General features: G+C 67.9%; 15 protein-coding genes. 11 read left to right on the top strand and 4 right to left on the bottom strand.

Features of this window, described 5'->3' with window-relative positions:
* Positions 1–30: 30 nt before the first annotated feature.
* Positions 31–963 (top strand): NAD-dependent epimerase/dehydratase family protein, encoded by a 933-nt coding sequence (locus tag QT17_RS07875; protein WP_039458725.1) that lies wholly within the window; start codon positions 31–33, stop codon positions 961–963.
* A 245-nt stretch (positions 964–1208) separates the two neighbouring features.
* Here QT17_RS07875 and QT17_RS07870 read toward each other — a convergent pair whose 3' ends face one another.
* Positions 1209–2648, bottom strand: a complete 1440-nt coding sequence (locus tag QT17_RS07870) for a lyase family protein (RefSeq protein WP_039458722.1) — start codon at positions 2646–2648, stop codon at positions 1209–1211.
* A 99-nt stretch (positions 2649–2747) separates the two neighbouring features.
* On the opposite strand from QT17_RS07870, the gene QT17_RS07865 reads away from it, so the two are divergent.
* The 8 genes from QT17_RS07865 to truD are packed head-to-tail and all read left to right on the top strand — an operon-like array spanning position 2748 to position 12124.
* A complete protein-coding gene (locus QT17_RS07865; RefSeq protein ID WP_039458719.1) occupies positions 2748–3932 on the top strand; it encodes an ABC transporter substrate-binding protein in 1185 nt (394 codons plus the stop codon).
* 39 nt (positions 3933–3971) lie between these two features.
* Positions 3972–4847 carry a branched-chain amino acid ABC transporter permease gene (locus tag QT17_RS07860; protein ID WP_039458716.1) on the top strand — a complete coding sequence of 292 codons (876 nt, stop codon included), beginning with the start codon at positions 3972–3974 and terminating at the stop codon, positions 4845–4847.
* Positions 4847–5623, top strand: a complete 777-nt coding sequence (locus tag QT17_RS07855; protein WP_039458713.1) for an ABC transporter ATP-binding protein — start codon at positions 4847–4849, stop codon at positions 5621–5623. The genes QT17_RS07860 and QT17_RS07855 overlap by 1 nt, the downstream gene beginning before the upstream one ends.
* Entirely contained in the window at positions 5623–6372 is a 750-nt protein-coding gene (locus QT17_RS07850) for an ABC transporter ATP-binding protein (RefSeq protein WP_039458710.1), read from the top strand. The genes QT17_RS07855 and QT17_RS07850 overlap by 1 nt, the downstream gene beginning before the upstream one ends.
* A gap of 6 nt (positions 6373–6378) precedes the next feature.
* On the top strand, positions 6379–8232 hold the full coding sequence (locus tag QT17_RS07845) for an AMP-binding protein (protein ID WP_039458707.1): 1854 nt from the start codon (positions 6379–6381) through the stop codon (positions 8230–8232).
* 1 nt (position 8233) lies between these two features.
* Positions 8234–9301, top strand: coding sequence for a branched-chain amino acid ABC transporter permease (locus tag QT17_RS07840; protein WP_039458704.1), 1068 nt, complete (start codon positions 8234–8236; stop codon positions 9299–9301).
* A 16-nt stretch (positions 9302–9317) separates the two neighbouring features.
* Positions 9318–11030, top strand: a complete 1713-nt coding sequence (locus QT17_RS07835; protein ID WP_039458702.1) for a M3 family oligoendopeptidase — start codon at positions 9318–9320, stop codon at positions 11028–11030.
* Between the two features lie 14 nt (positions 11031–11044).
* Positions 11045–12124, top strand: coding sequence for a tRNA pseudouridine(13) synthase TruD (truD, locus tag QT17_RS07830; RefSeq protein ID WP_039458700.1), 1080 nt, complete (start codon positions 11045–11047; stop codon positions 12122–12124).
* 149 nt (positions 12125–12273) lie between these two features.
* On the opposite strand, the gene QT17_RS07825 is transcribed toward truD, so the two are convergent.
* Both QT17_RS07825 and QT17_RS07820 read right to left on the bottom strand, forming a co-directional pair.
* Positions 12274–12636, bottom strand: coding sequence for an alpha/beta fold hydrolase (locus QT17_RS07825; RefSeq protein ID WP_039458698.1), 363 nt, complete (start codon positions 12634–12636; stop codon positions 12274–12276).
* The gene (locus tag QT17_RS07820) at positions 12633–13265 is read right to left on the bottom strand and encodes an alpha/beta fold hydrolase (RefSeq protein ID WP_039458697.1); all 633 of its coding nucleotides are present in this window, start codon (positions 13263–13265) and stop codon (positions 12633–12635) included. The genes QT17_RS07825 and QT17_RS07820 overlap by 4 nt, the downstream gene beginning before the upstream one ends.
* Positions 13266–13286: 21 nt before the next feature.
* On the opposite strand from QT17_RS07820, the gene QT17_RS07815 reads away from it, so the two are divergent.
* On the top strand, positions 13287–13733 hold the full coding sequence (locus QT17_RS07815) for a PaaI family thioesterase (RefSeq protein ID WP_052155188.1): 447 nt from the start codon (positions 13287–13289) through the stop codon (positions 13731–13733).
* Here QT17_RS07815 and QT17_RS07810 read toward each other — a convergent pair.
* A complete protein-coding gene (locus tag QT17_RS07810; protein WP_039458695.1) occupies positions 13674–14636 on the bottom strand; it encodes a dipeptidase in 963 nt (320 codons plus the stop codon). The two genes, QT17_RS07815 and QT17_RS07810, sit on opposite strands and share 60 nt — an antisense overlap.
* Before the next feature lie 14 nt (positions 14637–14650).
* On the opposite strand from QT17_RS07810, the gene uvrC reads away from it, so the two are divergent.
* The gene (uvrC, locus tag QT17_RS07805) at positions 14651–16429 is read left to right on the top strand and encodes an excinuclease ABC subunit UvrC (protein WP_039458694.1); all 1779 of its coding nucleotides are present in this window, start codon (positions 14651–14653) and stop codon (positions 16427–16429) included.
* Positions 16430–16432: the final 3 nt, after the last annotated feature.

Below are 16432 nucleotides of genomic sequence, written 5' to 3'. Positions count from 1 at the left end.
AGTGGCTTGGGCGTTGGCCCGGGAGGAATCATGCGGGTACTGGTTACAGGTGGTGCGGGATTTATCGGCAGCCATATCGTGGAACACTTGATCCAAGAAGGCCTCGAGGTAGCGGTCCTGGACAACCTAGCCGGCGGCAAGCGGGAAAACGTGCCCAAGGGCATCTACTTCTACAAGGTGGACCTGAGGGACAAGGAGGGGCTAGAGCGGGTCTTCCGCGAGTTCCGCCCCACCCACGTGTCCCACCAGGCGGCCCAGGCCTCGGTGAAGGTGAGCGTGGAAAACCCCCTCCTGGACTTTGAGGTGAACCTCCTGGGGGGGCTAAACCTCCTGGAGGCCTGCCGCAGGTGGGGGGTGGAGAAGCTGGTCTTTGCCTCCACCGGCGGTGCCATCTACGGGGAGGTGCCCGAAGGGGAACGGGCCGAGGAGACCTGGCCCCCCCGCCCCAAAAGCCCCTACGCCGCAAGCAAGGCGGCCTTTGAACACTACCTTTCCGTCTACGGGCAAAACTACGGCCTCAAGTGGGTCTCCTTGCGCTACGCCAACGTCTACGGGCCCCGCCAAGACCCCCACGGAGAGGCAGGGGTGGTGGCCATTTTCGCCGAGCGGGTCTTGAAGGGGGAGCCCGTGACCCTTTACGCCCGCAAGACCCCCGGGGACGAGGGGTGCGTGCGGGACTACATCTACGTCAAGGACGTGGCCGAGGCCCACGCCCTCGCCCTTTTCTCCCTGGAAGGGATCTACAACGTGGGAACCGGGGAGGGGCACACCACGAGGGAGGTCCTCGAGGCCGTGGCCCAGGCGGCGGGCCGGGAGCCCCAGGTAAACCCCGCCCCCCCGCGCCCCGGGGACCTGGAAAGGAGCGTCCTTTCCCCCCTCAAGCTGATGGCCCACGGCTGGCGGCCCAAGGTGGGGTTCCAGGAGGGCATCCGCCTCACGGTGAAGCACTTCCGGGGCCGTTGACATACCCCCTCCCCCTATTTCAGGATAGGGGGATGAGCGTGCGCTACTTTCATCCCGCCGGTGTCCGCCATCGTGGTGCCCCTGGTGGGCGGCCCCCTCTTCCCCTGCTGGGCCCATGGGCCCGGGAGGCCTTTTTCTGGATGCTGATGTTCTTGGGCCTGGGGGGCCTGGTCTTTCCCCTGGCCGCCTTCACCCTGGCCACCTTGAGCCTGGCGGAGGGCCTGGAAAGCCTGGTCTTCCGCATCCTAGCCCAGGCCCTGGTGCCCCTCCTCCTGGCCTTCTACATCCCCCTTCTCCTGCGGAGCCTTCTCGCCTTCGCGCGCCTGGAGGTTCTGCACCAGCCCAAGCCGGGCCAGGCGCACCCGGGCCCGCAGGGCGGCTAAGGCCTGGCGCTCCTCCCGCAAGCGCCTCCTAGCCCGCACCAAGGCCTCGGCGCGGGCTTTGGGTCCCACGCCCCCCAGCACCTCCCGGCGGGCGAAGAAGGCCTCGAGGCCCATCCAGGCCACGAGCTCCTCCCCCTCCACCCCCAGAAGCTCGGGCCTAACCCCAGGCAAGGCTCCCTGCACCCGGCGGTAGGCCTCCCCCAGGGGCACCCCCCGCCTTACCAGGAAATCCACCGCTTCCGAGGCCAGGACCTCCGGGGAAAGCTCCACCAGGAGCAAGGCGGGGTCAAAGCGGCTTTCCTCGAGGGCCACCCGGGTGAGCTCCAAAACCGCCTCTGCGTCCTCCAGAAGCCCCGCCAAAGGCTCCAGCACCCCGGTGGAGTGGTCGTTTAGGTCGGTAAAGGGGGTGTTGTGGTTCAAAGCGGCCAGGGTGCCCACCCCGCCCAAAAGCCGCCCCGCATAGATGCGGGCATGCTCCAGCACCACCGGGTTCCGCTTCTGGGGCATGAAGCTGGACCCCTGGGCCAGGCTTTCCCCCACCACAAAGGCCCCCCGCTCGGCAAAGGCCAGGAGGTCCGTGAGAAAGCGGGAAAGGCTCGCCCCAAGCCCCGCCAGGGCAAAGGCCAGCTCCAGGGCATAGTCCCCCGAGGACACGGCGTCCAGGGTGTTCTCCACCGGGCCCGAAAACCCCAGAAGGGCCGCCAGCCGCTCCCGGTCCACCGGATATGGGCTTCCCGCCAGGGCGCTGGCCCCCAAGGGGCAACGGTCCAGGGTGGAAAGGGCCCGGACCAGGCGGCGGTAGTCCCGGAAGAGCAAGCCCTCTATCCCCAGGAGGTAGTGGTCCAGGGTGGTGGGCTGGGCGGGCCGGTGGTGGGTGTGGAGGATGAGGGGCACCCCGGCCTGGGCCCTGGCCACCCGCAAAAGGACCGCCCACAGGCGGAGAAAGTCCCCCAAAAGGGCCAAGACCCGGTCCCGCAGGTAGGCCCGGAAAGCGGTGAGGTCCAGGTCGTTGCGGGAAAGGCCCCGGCGCACCGCCCCCGCCACCTCCTCCCCCCAGTGCTCGGCAAGCTGAGCCTGGATGGAGAAAAAGACATCCTCCACCTCCCCGGTGAAGCTGGGAAGGGGCAGGGTACGGAGCTCCCGCAAGGCGGCCACCGCCTCCTCCGCCCGGGGCACCCCAAGCCGGGCCAGCTCCAGGGCATAGGCGGTGAGGGCATCAAAGAAGTGGGGCACCAGGGCCTCCCGGGCGAAGCGGTAGTGCCGGGCCAGGACCCAGCGGCGGAAAACCCCGTGCCAGCGCATGGCCCCATGCTAGCCCCCAGGGCGGGGAAAGGGCTAGCCTCTTGCCAAACCCCGGGTTCCGTGTTATCTTTGGCCCAAACCAAAGGAAGGAGGCAAGCGATGAAGCGCAGGGAGTTTTTGCGGAAGTTGGGTGTGGGTGGGGTGGCGGCCCTGGGCATGCCCTACTTCGCCACCGCCCAGGCCAGGCCGGTGAAGCTCGCCGCCCTCCTCCCCCTCACCGGGCCCTTCGCCTTTGCGGGAAACGCCGGAAGGGAGGGGTTCGTGGACGGGGTGGACTACGTGAACGAGGTCCTAGGAGGCATCGGCGGGCGAAGGCTGGAGCTCATCGTGGAGGACACCGGCTACGACGTGGCCCGGGGGACAGCCGCCTTCAACCGGGTGATCTCCCGGGAGCGGGCGGATGAGCTCCTTTTCGTCTACGGGGACTCCACCGGCCTCTCCAAGGCCCTGGCCCCGGAGATCGCCCGCATCGGCCTACCCTACTCCGCCACCAGCTTCGCCAACGAGCTCGCCGACCCCAAGACCTACCCCACCATCTTCGTCTTCGGCCCCACCTACAACGACATGGTGGAGGCCCTGTTGCGCCAGGTCCGCCTGCAAAAGGGGCGGGCCAAGATCGCCCTGGTCTACTCCAACACCGAGTTCGGCCGCGACCCCATCCCCTACGCCAAGGAGCGGGCCAAGGCCCTGGGCATGGAGGTGGTGCACGAGGAGGTTACCCCGCCCGCCTTCACCGACGCCACCCCCGTGGTCCTGAACCTGCGCCGGGCCAACCCCGACCACGTGATCCTCCAGGGCTACGCCCTTTCCGCCGAACCCCTCATCCTGCGCACCGCCCGGGAGCAGGGCCTGCAGGCCCGCTTCATGGGCACCTACTACTCGGCGGAGCTCGCCCTCATCCAGCGGGCGGGTCCGGCGGCGGAGGGCTTCACCGTCACCTACCACAACGCCTACTGGTACGACACCCTGGTGCCCGCAGTGGAGGAAATGCGCAAGTTCCGCCAGCGAAAGGGGCGGGACACCTCTTACCGCCCCACCTACTATATGGGCAGCCTGGCCGTGGCGTTGGCGGTGGCGGAGGCCATGCGCCGGGCAGCGGCTGCGGGGAAGCTCACCCGGGCTGGGGTGGTGGAGTACCTGGAAAAGCTTGGGGACTATAACGGCTTGGGCCTGCAGCGGACCTACCAGTTCGTGAACCACCGCCTGCCCTACACCAAGCTCTACCGGGCAAGCACCCGGGACGGGCGCTTTAACGCCATCACCGACTGGATCAAGCTGGCCTAAAGGCCCGCACCCTTTTGGGCCCGCCTTCTTGGAGGAGCTGTGTCCGACCTCCTGCCCTACCTCATCGGCGGCCTGGCCAACGGCGCCCTCTATGGTCTGTTGGCCCTGGGCTTTGTCTTGGTCTACCGGGCCACCAGCGTGGTCAACTTCGCCATTGGGGAGTTTCTCCTGGTGGGGGCCTACCTCACCTACACCTTCGCCCTATTCCTGCCCCTAGGGCTTGCCATCCTGGCTGCCTTGCCCTTCGCCTTCCTCTTCGGCGTGCTGGTGGAGCGGGGCTTCGTGCGCCCCCTCTTGGGAAGGAACGTGGTGGCGGTGATCATGGCCACCATCGGCCTAGCGGCGGCCCTGGACGGCGCGGTGCAGCTCCTTTGGGGGCCGGACCTCAAGTACCTCTCGGGAAGCCTCCCCGACCTGGGCTTCCATGCGGGGGAGGTATTCGTTTCCTCCCGGGCGGTCTGGAACCTCCTCCTGGCCCTCCCCTTAGGCCTCGGCCTCCTTTGGCTCCTTAGGCGGAGCAAGTACGGCGTCCTGGTGCGGGCCATCTCGGAGCGGGAGGTGGCCGCCTTGGCCCTGGGCATCCCCACCGCCCGGGTCCTGGCCGGGGTCTGGGGGGTTTCCGCCCTCTTGGCCACCTTGGCCGGGGCGCTTTTGGCGGTGGCGAGCGGGGTGGGGCATAATCTGGTCTTCTTCGGCATGAAGGTCTTCCCCGTGGCCATCCTGGGGGGGCTGGACTCCGTGGGCGGGGCGCTTTTGGCCGGGTTTTTGCTCGGGGTGTTGGAGGCCCTATCCCAGCGCTACCTGGAGCCCCTCCTCCCCGGCTTCACCGAGGCGCTGCCCTTCTTGGTGGTGCTTTTGGTCCTCCTGGTCCGGCCCTATGGGCTTTTGGGCGAGCGGCAGATTGAGAGGGTGTGATGCTTTCCGTGGAGAACCTCAAGGTGGTCTACCGCGGGGTGATCCTGGCCCTGGACGGGGTTTCCCTGGAGGTGGGGGCGAAGGAAGCGGTGGCCCTCTTGGGCCCCAACGGGGCCGGGAAGAGCTCCTTGGTGCGGGCCGTGGCCGGGCTTCTCCCCAAGTTTGAGGGACGGGTGCTGGACGGGCACATCCGCTTCCTGGGCCAGGACACCACCCACCTGGACCCCGTGCGCCTTTCCCGCATGGGCCTCACCGCCGTCTTGGAAGGAAGGCCCCTTTTTCGCTACCTCACCCCGGTGGAGAACCTGGTGGCGGCAGGCCACCGCCTAAGCCCCAAGGAGCTCAAGGAGGGGATGGAGGAGGTCTTCGCCCGCTTTCCCCGCCTTTACGAGCGCCGCCACGAGCAGGCGGGCTACCTTTCCGGGGGGGAGCAGCAGATGCTCCTTCTGGGCATGGCCCTCCTCACCCGGCCGAAGCTCTTGGTGGTGGATGAGCCTTCCTTGGGCCTCGCCCCCAAGCTGGTGGAGGAGGTGATGGCCATCCTAGACGCCCTGCGGCGCGAAAAGGGGCTAAGCCTCCTCTTGGTGGAGCAAAACGCCCGGGCCGCCCTCAACATCGTGGACCGAGTCTACGTCCTGGAGCGGGGCCGGGTGGTCTTTGAAGGGGACGCCAGGGCCGCGAAGGAGGACCAGGACGTGATGGAGTTCTACCTGGGCAAGGAGGAGGTGGGCTTCCGCCAAGCCCGCCGCTACCGCAGGCGGAAGAGGTGGGTGTGATGGGGATGATCCTCGAGGCCAAGAACCTGCACCTTTCCTTCAAAGGGGTCAAGGCCCTGGCCGGGGTGGAGTTCGCCGTGAACGAGGGGGAGTTCTTTGCCGTCATCGGCCCCAACGGGGCGGGCAAGACCACCCTCCTTAACGTCCTTTCCGGGGTGTATGAGCCGGAAAAGGGGGAGGTGGCCTTCCTCGGGCAAAGCCTGAAGGGGAAAAGCCCCCAAGAAAGGGCCCGCATGGGCCTGGGGCGCACCTTCCAGGGCCTGGAGATCTTTCGGGGCATGAGCGTGCTGGACAACGTGAAGCTGGGGGCGGAGCTCGCCTCGCCCACCTACCCCCTGGGCCTGCCCCGGGCGGAGCGGGAGTGGCGGCTTCGGGCCTGGGCGGAGGAGGTGCTGGACTACCTCCACCTCGCCCCCTTCCGCCACGCCCCGGCGGGGATGCTCCCCTACGGTCTCCAAAAGCGGGTGGAGGTGGCCCGGGCCCTGGCGGGCCGCCCCAAGCTCCTCCTCCTGGACGAGCCCATGGCGGGGCTTGCCCTGGAGGAGAAGCAAGACCTGGCCCGCTTCCTCCTGGACGCCCGGGAGGAGTGGGGCGTCACCCTGCTTTGGGTGGAGCACGACCTGAGGGCGGTGCTGGAGCTTTCCGACCGAGTCTTGGTCCTCTCCTACGGGGAGGTCCTCTACTACGGCCCCCCGGAGGGGGTGCGCCAAGACCCCAAGGTGGTGGAGGCCTACTTGGGCCATGCCTGAGGCGCCATGGAAGGAACCCTTTTAGCACACCTGTACCGCCACGCCAGGGAGCGCCCCGAGGCCCCGGCCCTAAGGGTGAAGCGGCTTGGGGTGTGGCAGAAGACCTCCTGGCGGGAACTTTGGGAAAAGGTCTTGCGCCTGGCGGGGGGGCTCCACGCCCTGGGCCTCCGGGAAGGCGAGGTCCTCGCCATCTTAGGGCACAACGCTCCAGAGTGGGTGGAGGCGGAGCTCGCCGCCCAGGCCCTGGGCGCTTTGCCCATGGGCATCTACGCCGACGCCATGCCCGAGGAGGTGGGCTACTTTTTGCAGTTCACCGGGGCCAAGGGCATCGCGGTGTCCGACGAGGAGCAGCTGGACAAGGTCTACCCCCACCTGCACCTGGTGGACTTCGTCCTGGTGTGGGAGGAGGCGGGCATGAGCCGCCACTTCCGCGGCAAGGTGCGCCCCTTTAGCCAGGCCTTTGGCGACAAGCGTCTGGGGGAGGAGGCGGTAAGGAAGCGCCGCCCGGAGGAGGTGGCCCTCCTCGCCCCCACCTCGGGCACCACGGGGCGGAGCAAGCTGGCCATGCTCTCCCACCGCAACCTCCTGGCGGGCCACGAGGCCGTGGGCCAGGCCCTGGGCTTCCAGAAGGGGGCCTGGGTCTTTAGCTACCTCCCCTTGCCCTGGATCGGCGAGCAGATGCTCACCGTGGTCCAGGGCCTGGTGGAGGGCTCCACGGTCCACTTCCCCGAGGACCCCACCACGCTTCGGGAAGACCTCAAGGAGGTGCAGCCCGATTTCTTCCTGGCCCCTCCCCGGCTTTGGGAGGACATGGCGAGCCTGATCCAAAGCCGCATGCAGGACGCGGACTTCCTGAAGGCCTTTATTTACCGGGTGGGGATGGGCGCCTTGCTGGAAGGGGCGAGCCGGGAGTTTAGGGGCGAGCCCGTGGGCCTTTGGCTCAACCTCAAGCGGGCCCTTTTCTATCCCCTGGTGGCAAGGCCCCTAAGGGCGCGGCTGGGCCTCGCCGCCTGCCGCATCGCCGTCACCGGGGGGGCGCCTTTGGGAAACGAGGTCTTCACCTTCTTCCGCGCCCTGGGCCTGGACATCCGCCAGGTTTACGGCCAGTCGGAAACCGCCGCCGCCACCACCGCCCACACAAGCGGGGACGCCCCCCCGGAGACCGTGGGCCCCCCCTTGCCGGGCACGGAGGTGCGCCTAAGCCCGGAGGGCGAAATCCAGGTGCGGGGGCCGCAGGTCTTTTTGGGCTATTTCAAGCAAGAGGAGGCCACCCGGGAAAGCTTCACTGAGGACGGCTTCTTCCGCACCGGGGACGCCGGCTTCTTTGACGAGCGGGGGCACCTGGTGATCCTGGGGCGGGTGAAGGAGGTGGGGGCCTTGGCGGACGGCACACGCTTCGCCCCGCAGTTCCTGGAAAACCGCCTGAAGTACTCCCCCTACATCCGCGAGGCCGTGGTCCTGGGCCACGGGAAGCCCTTCGTGACCGCCTTGGTGGAGCTGGACCCCGAGAACGTGCAGAACTGGGCCCGCAGGCGGGGCATCCCCTTCACCACCTACCTCTCCCTCACGGAGCGCCCCGAGGTGCGGGCCCTCATCGCCGAGGAGATCCGCATGGTGAACAGGACCCTGCCGGAAAAGCTCCGCATCCAGCGCTTCGCCATTTTGCCCAAGGAACTTCACCCCGACGACGAGGAGATCACCCGCACCCGCAAGGTGCGCCGCCAGGTGGTGGAAAGCCGCTACGCCCCCGTGATCCAGGCCCTTTACGGGGAGGGGGGGCGGGTGGAGGTGAGCCTCCCCATCCGCTACCTCGAGGGCGAGGGGCGGCTGGAGGCGGTCCTCGAGGTCCAGGAGGTCTAAGGTGTACGCCCTTTCCAAACGCCTCACCGACGCCTATAGCCGCCGCTTCGCCCGGGCGGTGCGGGAAACCTACCGGGAGGACGAGGCTTACGCCAGCACGCCGCTGGGGCGGCTCGCCCTTTGGGCCTTCCTCCTTTTGCTCCTTCTTCTCCCCTTCCTCCTCGGGCCCTACCCCATGTACGTGGCCACCCTGGTGGCCATCGGGGCCCTTTCCGCCTTGGGCCTCCACCTCTTGGTGGGCGGGGCGGGGCAGATCTCCTTGGGCCACGCCGCCTTCATGGGGGTCGGGGCCTACGCCGCAAGCCACCTCTTCGGCCCCTTGGCCCCCTTGGGCATCCTCCTGGGTGGCCTTATCGCCGCCCTCTTGGGCCTGGTCCTCGCCCTCCCCTCCTTGCGCATCAAGGGGGTGTATCTAGCCATCGCCACCTTGGCCTTCCAGTTCCTGGCGGACTACGTGTTCAAGAACTGGGAGGCGGTGACCGGGGGGATCCGGGGCCGGACCCTGCCCCCGCCCCAGGTCCTCGGCCTAAGCCTGGACACCCCGGAAAGGCTATGGTACCTGGTCCTCCTCTTCGCCCTTCCCCTCTTCTTCTACGGCAAGCGCCTCCTCATGACCCGGGCCGGGCGGGCCTTCAACGCTGTGCGGGACAACGACCTCTCCGCCCGGGTGGCGGGGGTGGACCTGACCCGGGTGAAGCTTTTCGCCTTCGCCCTTTCCGCCTTTTACGCCGGGGTGGCCGGGGGGCTTTTGGCCCAGCTTTACAAGGCGGTGACCCCGGAGTACTTCCCCTTGAGCGTGAGCATCCAGTACCTGGCCATGGTCATCGTGGGCGGGGCGGGGACGGTATTGGGGGCGGTCTTGGGGGCCTTCTTCGTCCTCCTCATCCCCGAAGTCCTAAATAGCTTCGTGGGGGCCCTGGGGCCGGAGTACGCGGCCACCTTGGCCGCCTGGCGCAACGTGGCCTTTGGCTTCCTCATCCTCCTTTTCCTCATCCTGGAGCCCCTGGGCTTGGTGGGGTTGTGGGGTCGGATACGGAACTACTTCCGCACCTGGCCCTTGCCCTACTGACCCTATACTGGACCTCGTGGAATGGGATCTTTCCGACCTCTATAAAGGACCCGAGGACCCCGGAATCCAGCAGGACCTCGAGGCCGCCCTCGCCCTGGCGGAGGGCCTAGACCCGGAGGACCTCCTCTCCCCCCAAAAAGCCCAAGACCTATTCCGCCGCTACGAGGCGGCCCTGGAAAAGGCCTACAAGCCCCTCAACTTCGCCAGCCTTTACTTTGCCACCCGCACCCAAGACCCCACGGCCAAGGCCCTCTTGGACCGGGTGCGGAACCGCTTCACCGAGGTCAGGAACCGCCTCGTGCCCCTGGAGGTGGCCCTAAGGCGGCTTCCCGAGGAAGCCTTCCAGGCCCTCCTGGCCCACCCTGGCCTCGCCGACCTCCGCCACTTCCTCCTAAGGCAGCGGGCCTACGCCCCCCACACCCTCTCCGAGCGGGAAGAGGAGCTCCTAAACCTCAAGGGCCTGGTGGGAAGAAGCGCCTGGAGCCAGTTCTATACGGAATACACCGGCCGCTTCCGCTTCCTGGTGAAGGGCAAGGAGCTCACGGAGATGGAGGTGCGGGCCCTCCGCCGCGACCCCGACCCCGAGGTGCGGCGGGAGGCCCACCGGGAGCTCTACGGCAGGCTCACGGCCGAAGCCCCCACCCTAAGCGCCGTCTTCAACGCGGTCTACCTGGACTACCTCCAGGACCTAAAGCTTCGGGGCTACCGCCACCCCCTGGAGCCCGTGGCCCTAAGGGACGAGGTGGAGGTAAGGGACATTGAAGCCCTCCTCGCCGCCACGGAGGCCCACTACCCCCTGGTGGAGCGCTACTACCGCTTTAAGGCCAAGCGCCTGGGCCAGGAGAAGACCCCAAGCCAAGACCTCCTCGCCCCGTTGGGGGAGAAGCCCAAGGTGCCCTTTTCGGAGGCGAAAGCCCTCGTCCTCGAGGCCTTCCGCCGCTTCTCCCCCGAAATGGAGGCCATCGCCCGGGAGTTCTTTGAAAAGCGCTGGATTGACGTCTACCCCAGGCCCGGCAAGCGGGGCGGGGCCTTCTGCAGCGGGGGGCTTCCCTCCACCCACCCCTATGTCCTCCTCAACCACACGGACGACCTGGATAGCGCCCACACCCTAGCCCACGAGCTTGGGCACGGGGTGCACTTCTACCTGGCCCGCGGGCAACGGCTCCTCAACTTCGGGGCCTCCACCCCCTTGGCGGAGACGGCCAGCGTCTTCGCCGAGCTTCTTTTGGACGACCTCCTCATGGAAAGGCTTTCCGGCGAGGAAAAGACCCTCCTCCTGGCCGAACGGGTGGAGGACGCCATCAACACCCTCTTCCGCCAGGTGATGTACACCTTCTTTGAACAGAGAAGCCTCCTTGCCCGCCAGGAGGCCGCCCTCTCCCCCGAGGCCTTCCACGGGATCTGGGACGAGGAGCAAAAGCGCCTCTATGGGGAAGCCGTGGCCTGGACGGAGCTGGACCGGGCCGCTTGGGCCGGCATCCCCCACTTCGTCCACTACCGCTTCTACACCTACAGCTACGCCCTGGGGTACCTGGTGGTCCTCGCCCTCTACGGCCGCTACCAGGAGGAGGGCAAGGCCTTCGTGCCCAAGTACCTGGAGGTCCTAAAGGCCGGGGAAAGCGCAAGCCCCAAGGAGATCCTGAAGCAGGCCGGGGTGGAGCTCGCCTCCGAGGGGTTCTTCCGCTACGGCTTCGGGGTTTTGGAGGCTTGGCTGAAGGCCCTTCCCTAGGCGACAATAAAGGGATGGACCTCGTCTACCGCCCCGAGCGCTACCCCTTCCTCACCCAGGACCTCCCCGGGGTGGGCGGGGCCATCCGGGTGGAGCCAGGGGACTTCCAGGTGGAGGAGGTGCCCGCCTACCTGCCTAAAGGAGAGGGAGAGCACCTTTACCTCTTCCTGGAAAAGGAAGGCCGCACCACCCGGGAGGTCTTGGAGTTCCTGCGGGACGCGGTGGGGGTGCCGGAAAAGGAGATCGGGGTGGCGGGGCTAAAGGACAAGCGCGCCCGCACCCGGCAGTGGTTCTCCATCCCCAGGAAGTACGAGGACGCCCTCTGCCTCTTGGAAGACCTGAAGGGGGTGAGGCTTCTTGACGCCAGCCTCCACACCAACAAGCTCCGCACCGGCCACCTCAAGGGAAACCGCTTTCGGATCCTGATCCGGGGAGCCCAGGGGCGGGAAAGGGCCGAGGCCATCCTGCGCGTCCTTCAGGAAAAGGGGGTGCCCAACTACTACGGGCCCCAGCGCTTCGGCCTGGGGGGGCTCAACCCGGTGAAGGGCTACGAGTTGGTGAAGCGGGGCAAGGGACGTGGAAGCCCCTGGCTCAAACGCTTCCTCATCGGCAGCCTGCAAAGCCTCCTCTTCAACGAGTGGGTGGCCCTGAGGATGGAGCGGGGGCTTTACGACCGGGTGGTCCCCGGGGACTGGGCCAAGAAGCACGCCACGGGGGGGGAGTTTTTGGTGGAAAGGCCGGAGGAGGCGGAACGGGCCCTGAGGCTGGAGATCAGCGCCACCGGACCCCTCTTCGGCAAGAAGTACCCCGAGGCCCAAGGGGAGGCCCGGAGCCTCGAGGACGAGATCCTCGCCCGCTTCGGCCTAAAGCGGGAGGACTTCCGGGCCCGCCGGGGAGCCAGGCGGCCCATCCGGGTGCCCCTCGCCGAGTGGAGCCTCGTGGAAAGCCCGGAAGGCCTGTGGCTATCCTTCTTCCTCCCCAAGGGGAGCTACGCCACGAGCCTCCTGAGGGAGGTGATGAAGGTGGAGGTGGACGCCCCCGGGGAAGAAGAAGAAGGGGAGGCTACTCCTTCCACGGAAAACCTGCCCCTTTAGAAGGAAAAGCCGAGCTTCATCTGAGCCTCCGAGGGGTAGAGAAGGCGCTGTGCGCGACCGTCAAAGAGGACTTCTTGTTTCCCAGGGCAAACTAGGCAGGAACCAAGCCCCAAAAGACCACCTAAACACCCATCCACCCAAATAGAGGCTCAAACGCCCGGGTCCTTTAACACGGCCTCTATCAGCACACCCCCAGAGCGCACCCGGTAGCCCCGCTCGGCCAGCGCCTCCCCCACCGCCTCCCCCAAGCCCCGGGTGAGGATGGGGGGCGAGCCCAGGTTGAGCATGACCAAAAAGCCCACCACGTACTCGGCGAGCTCCTCCGGGGCCATGGGGGGCCCTCCCGTCCGCCCGTGGCCGGGAAGGTCCAGGAGGTAGAAGGTGTACCCCTCGGGGAGGTCCTCGGGCCAGCGGGAGGCCTCCTCCGCCAGGAGGAGCACGGGGGGCCCCTTCCCCACCCGGTCAAAGACCAGGTTCAGGCCGTAAAGGTGGAGGTAGCCCGTCCGCCTCACAGGGCAAGCCCCCCCGGCAAGGGGCGGAAGCTTTCCCCCAGGAGGAAATCCGCCACTAAGGAGCGCACCTCCTCCATCGCCTCCCAGGGCACGAAGTGGCCCGCCCCCTCCACGCTGAAGCGCAAAGCCTCCCCCTTGGCGAAGTCCGCCGCCTCCTGGCCGTGGTGGGGAGGGGTGAAGGCGTCCAGGGCCCCTTGGACCACCAGGACCCGGGCCTTCGTGCCCCTAAGCCAGCGCCTTTCGTCCCCAAGCCCCTCCAGCTGTTCCAACCAGGCCCGCACCCCCTCCTCGCTTAGCCCCTCCCGCCACACCTGGAAGACCTCCTCGCTTCCCGCCGCCTCCGGCCCGAAGAAAAGCGCCCGCCCGATGGTGGCAAAACCCTCCACCCCGCCCTTCTCCAGGCCGAAGCGGAGGGCCCTTAGCTTGGCGGCGAGGAGGGCGTCTTTGCGCAGGATGGGGGAAAGGAGGACGAGGCTTCGCGCCCCCTCCCGGAAGGCCGCCTTAAGGGCTTCCAGGGCGCCTTCGGCGAAGGCCACCAGGTGGAGCCCCCCCTCGGAAGGGAGGTCCCGGAGGAAATCCAGCCCCGCCGGGGGGGAGAGAAGCCCGGGGAAGAAGCGCACCTCGCCCACAACCCCTTTATACTCCAGGCCATGGAGCTTCCCGCCTTCCTAAAAGGGGAGACCCTGGACAACACCTTAGGGGTGCGCTACCTCAAGCTCACCCCCGAGGAGGTGGTGGCGGAGCTGGAGGTGACCCCTAGGGTCCACCAGCCCTTCGGCTTCCTCCACGGCGGGGCCACGGTGGCCCTGGCGGAAAGCGTGGCCAGCGTGGGGGGCTTTCTGAACTGCCCCCCGGGGCACGCCGCCTTCGGGCTGGAGATCAACTGCAACCACATCCGCAAGAAGCAGAGGGGGGTGATCCGGGCCGTGGGCCGGCCCCTGCACGTGGGCCGCACCACCCAGGTCTGGGAGGTGAGGGTCTACGACGAGGAGGAGCGCCTCATCGCCGCAAGCCGCTGCACCCTGGCGGTGGTGCCCTTAGAACCAGCGGGCGAGCCAAGCAAGCCAGCTTCCCCCCAAAAAGGCCGCGTCCCCTAAGGCCCTTAGGTCCCGGTGGCGCTCTAGGCCCTGGGGAACGGCCTCGAGGCCAAACCCCCCGTCCCAGTCCGTGCCGAGGCCCACGCCCCCTGGGCCCAAAAGCGCCTCCGCGTGGGCCTTGTGGCGGAGGAAGGCCTCTAGGGGAAGCCGCGCCATCCCCCGCCGCCAGGCGGGGTCCAAAAAGGCGTTGTAGGGCACGAGGCCCAAGACCCCGCCCCTTTCCCCTAGGGCCTTCAGGAGCTCGTCGGAAAGGTGGCGGGGGGAGGGCACCAAGGCCCGGCAGTTGGCGTGGGTGGCGCACACCGCCCCCCCATAGGCCCCTAGGGCCTCCCAGGCCGCCTCCTCCGCCAGGTGGGAGAGGTCCAGGGCCACCCCAAGCCGCTCCATCTCCTTAAGGAGCGCCCTTCCCTTGGCCGTTAGGGGGCCCTCCTCCGCGTTCCCCCCGGCGTAGGGGTTCCGGGTGGCCCAGGTGAGGGAAAGGAGCCTGAGGCCCCGCGCCCGCAGGGGCCTTAGGTCCTCCGGGGCCTCCAGGGCGTGGGCCCCCTCCAAAAGGAGCACCAGGCCCAAGACCCGGTCCTCGGGGTAGCGGGCGAGGTGGGCCAGGAGGTCTTCCCTTTCCCTAAGGATCCGCACCAGTCCCCCCTTCTCCCAGGCCTCGTAGAGGGCCAGTTGGGCGTAGACCTCCTCCAGCCAGTCCTCCCTTCCCCCCTCCCGGGGGTCGGCGAAGAGGGTGGCGAAGGCCACCGCCACCCCCGCCTCCTTGAGGCTTTCCAGGGTCACCAAGGGGGTGTCGGGGTGGGGGTCCTTGGCCCTTAGGGCCTCGAGGGGCAGGGTGAGGTCCCGCCCCAGGGAGCGGGCGTTGTAGGCCAGGTCCAGGTGGGCGTCCACCATCACGGGTTCCATAAGGGCACTCTACAATGGGGCTTGTGCAGATCGAGGAGCTTCCCCCCCTGCCCGAGACCCCCGGGGTCTACCTCTGGAAACGGGGGGAGGAGGTGCTCTATGTGGGCAAGGCCAAGAACCTAAAGGCCCGGGTAAGGAGCTACTTCCACGCCGAGGGCAAGGCCCGGCGCATCGCCGAGGAGGCCACGGCCCTGGACTTCATCGCCGCCCGGGACGAGGTGGAGGCCCTCCTCCTGGAGGCCAACCTCATCAAGGCCCACCGCCCCCCCTACAACGTCCTCCTCAAGGACGACAAGCACTACCCCTTCCTGAAGCTCACCCGCGAGCCCTTCCCCACCCTCCTGGTGGTGCGGCGGGTGGAGGAGGACGGGGCCAAGTATTACGGCCCCTTCCCCGAGGCGGGGGCCTTGAGGCGCATCAAGACCCTCATTGACCGCCACTTCCCCTTGCGCAAGAACTCGGGCTTCCCCATGAAGCGGCGGCGCTTTCCCTGCCTCAACCACAGCATGGGCCGCTGCCTCGCCCCTTGCGTGGGCAAGGCGGACCTCGAGGCCTACCGGGAGGTGGTGCGGCAGGTGGAGGCAGTCCTGGAAGGGCGGGTGGACGGGCTTTTGGCGGAGCTGGAGACCAAGATGCGGGAGGCCGCCCAGCGCCTAGAGTTTGAGCGGGCGGCGGAGATCCGGGACCAGATGGAGGCCCTAAAGGCCTTCTTCGCCACGAACCAGCAGGCCTTTGACCCTGAGCTGGGCGACCTGGACTTCCTGGGCTTCGCCCGGGCCGGGGCCTTGGCGGTGGTGCAGCTTTTCCAGGTGCGAAGCGGGCGGATCCTGGGCCGCATCAGCCGGGTGGTGGAGAAGGAGGAGGCCACGGACGAGGAGATCCTTTGGGCCTTCCTCCGGGACCACTACCTCGAGGCCTCCCCCCTCCCTCCCCTGGTCCTCCTCCCCTTTCCCCTGGAGGACCTCTTTGGGCTGGAGGCTCTCCTCCGCCGCCGCGCCGGGCGCAAGGTGGAGGTTAGGGTGCCCCAAAGGGGGGAGAAGGCGCGGCTCATGGAGTTCGCCGAGAAAAACGCCCGCCTGGCCCTGGAAACCGAGCTCAAGGCCCGGGAGCGCCGGGGGGACCACCCCGCCCTCAAAGCCCTCCAGGACCTCCTCGCCCTTTCCACCCGCCCCTTCCGCATTGAGGCCTACGACATAAGCCACCTCCAGGGCCAGGCCCGGGTCTTCTCCCTGGCGGTCTTTGAGGGGGGAAGGCCCAAGCGCCAGGAGTACCGCCGCATGCGCCTAAGGGCGGGGAACGACGACTACCAGGCCATGGAGGAAGGCGTCTACCGCCGCTACACGGGAAGCCTCAAGGAGATGCCCCTTCCCGACCTCCTCCTCATTGACGGGGGCTTGGGCCAGGTGCGGGCGGCGCAACGGGGGCTGGAGCGGGCCGGGCTTAGGATCCCCCTGGTGGGCCTGGCCAAGAAGGAAGAGGTCCTCGTCACCCCGGAAGGGCGGGAGATCCACCTTCCCCTCACCCACCCCGCCCTAAGGCTCCTCATCCACCTGCGGGACGAGGCGCACCAAAACGGCCTCAAGCAGCACCAAAAGGACCGAAGCCGGGAGCTTTTCCGGGCGCTGGAGGGGATCCCCGGGATCGGGGAGGCCCGGCGGCGCCTCCTTTTGGAGCGCTACGGAGGCCTCAAGGCCCTCAAGGAAGCCCCCCTGGAGGAGCTCGCCCGCCTGCCGGGGATGAACCGCAAGGCGGCGGAGGCCCTCAAGGCCGCCTTAGGGGAAAAGCCCTTATGATGA

Origin of the sequence: Thermus sp. 2.9 (assembly GCF_000794385.1) — a bacterium.
GTDB classification, from domain to species: domain Bacteria; phylum Deinococcota; class Deinococci; order Deinococcales; family Thermaceae; genus Thermus; species Thermus thalpophilus.
This window is presented reverse-complemented; position numbering and strand designations above follow the sequence as displayed.

Coding starts and splice junctions, on each gene's coding strand:
- QT17_RS07875 (WP_039458725.1), top strand. CDS start 31: ATGCGGGTACTGGTTACAGGTGGTGCGGGATTTATCGGCAGCCATATC.
- QT17_RS07870 (WP_039458722.1), bottom strand. CDS start 2,648: ATGCGCTGGCACGGGGTTTTCCGCCGCTGGGTCCTGGCCCGGCACTAC.
- QT17_RS07865 (WP_039458719.1), top strand. CDS start 2,748: ATGAAGCGCAGGGAGTTTTTGCGGAAGTTGGGTGTGGGTGGGGTGGCG.
- QT17_RS07855 (WP_039458713.1), top strand. CDS start 4,847: ATGCTTTCCGTGGAGAACCTCAAGGTGGTCTACCGCGGGGTGATCCTG.
- QT17_RS07850 (WP_039458710.1), top strand. CDS start 5,623: ATGGGGATGATCCTCGAGGCCAAGAACCTGCACCTTTCCTTCAAAGGG.
- QT17_RS07845 (WP_039458707.1), top strand. CDS start 6,379: ATGGAAGGAACCCTTTTAGCACACCTGTACCGCCACGCCAGGGAGCGC.
- truD (WP_039458700.1), top strand. CDS start 11,045: ATGGACCTCGTCTACCGCCCCGAGCGCTACCCCTTCCTCACCCAGGAC.
- QT17_RS07815 (WP_052155188.1), top strand. CDS start 13,287: ATGGAGCTTCCCGCCTTCCTAAAAGGGGAGACCCTGGACAACACCTTA.
- QT17_RS07810 (WP_039458695.1), bottom strand. CDS start 14,636: ATGGAACCCGTGATGGTGGACGCCCACCTGGACCTGGCCTACAACGCC.
- uvrC (WP_039458694.1), top strand. CDS start 14,651: ATGGGGCTTGTGCAGATCGAGGAGCTTCCCCCCCTGCCCGAGACCCCC.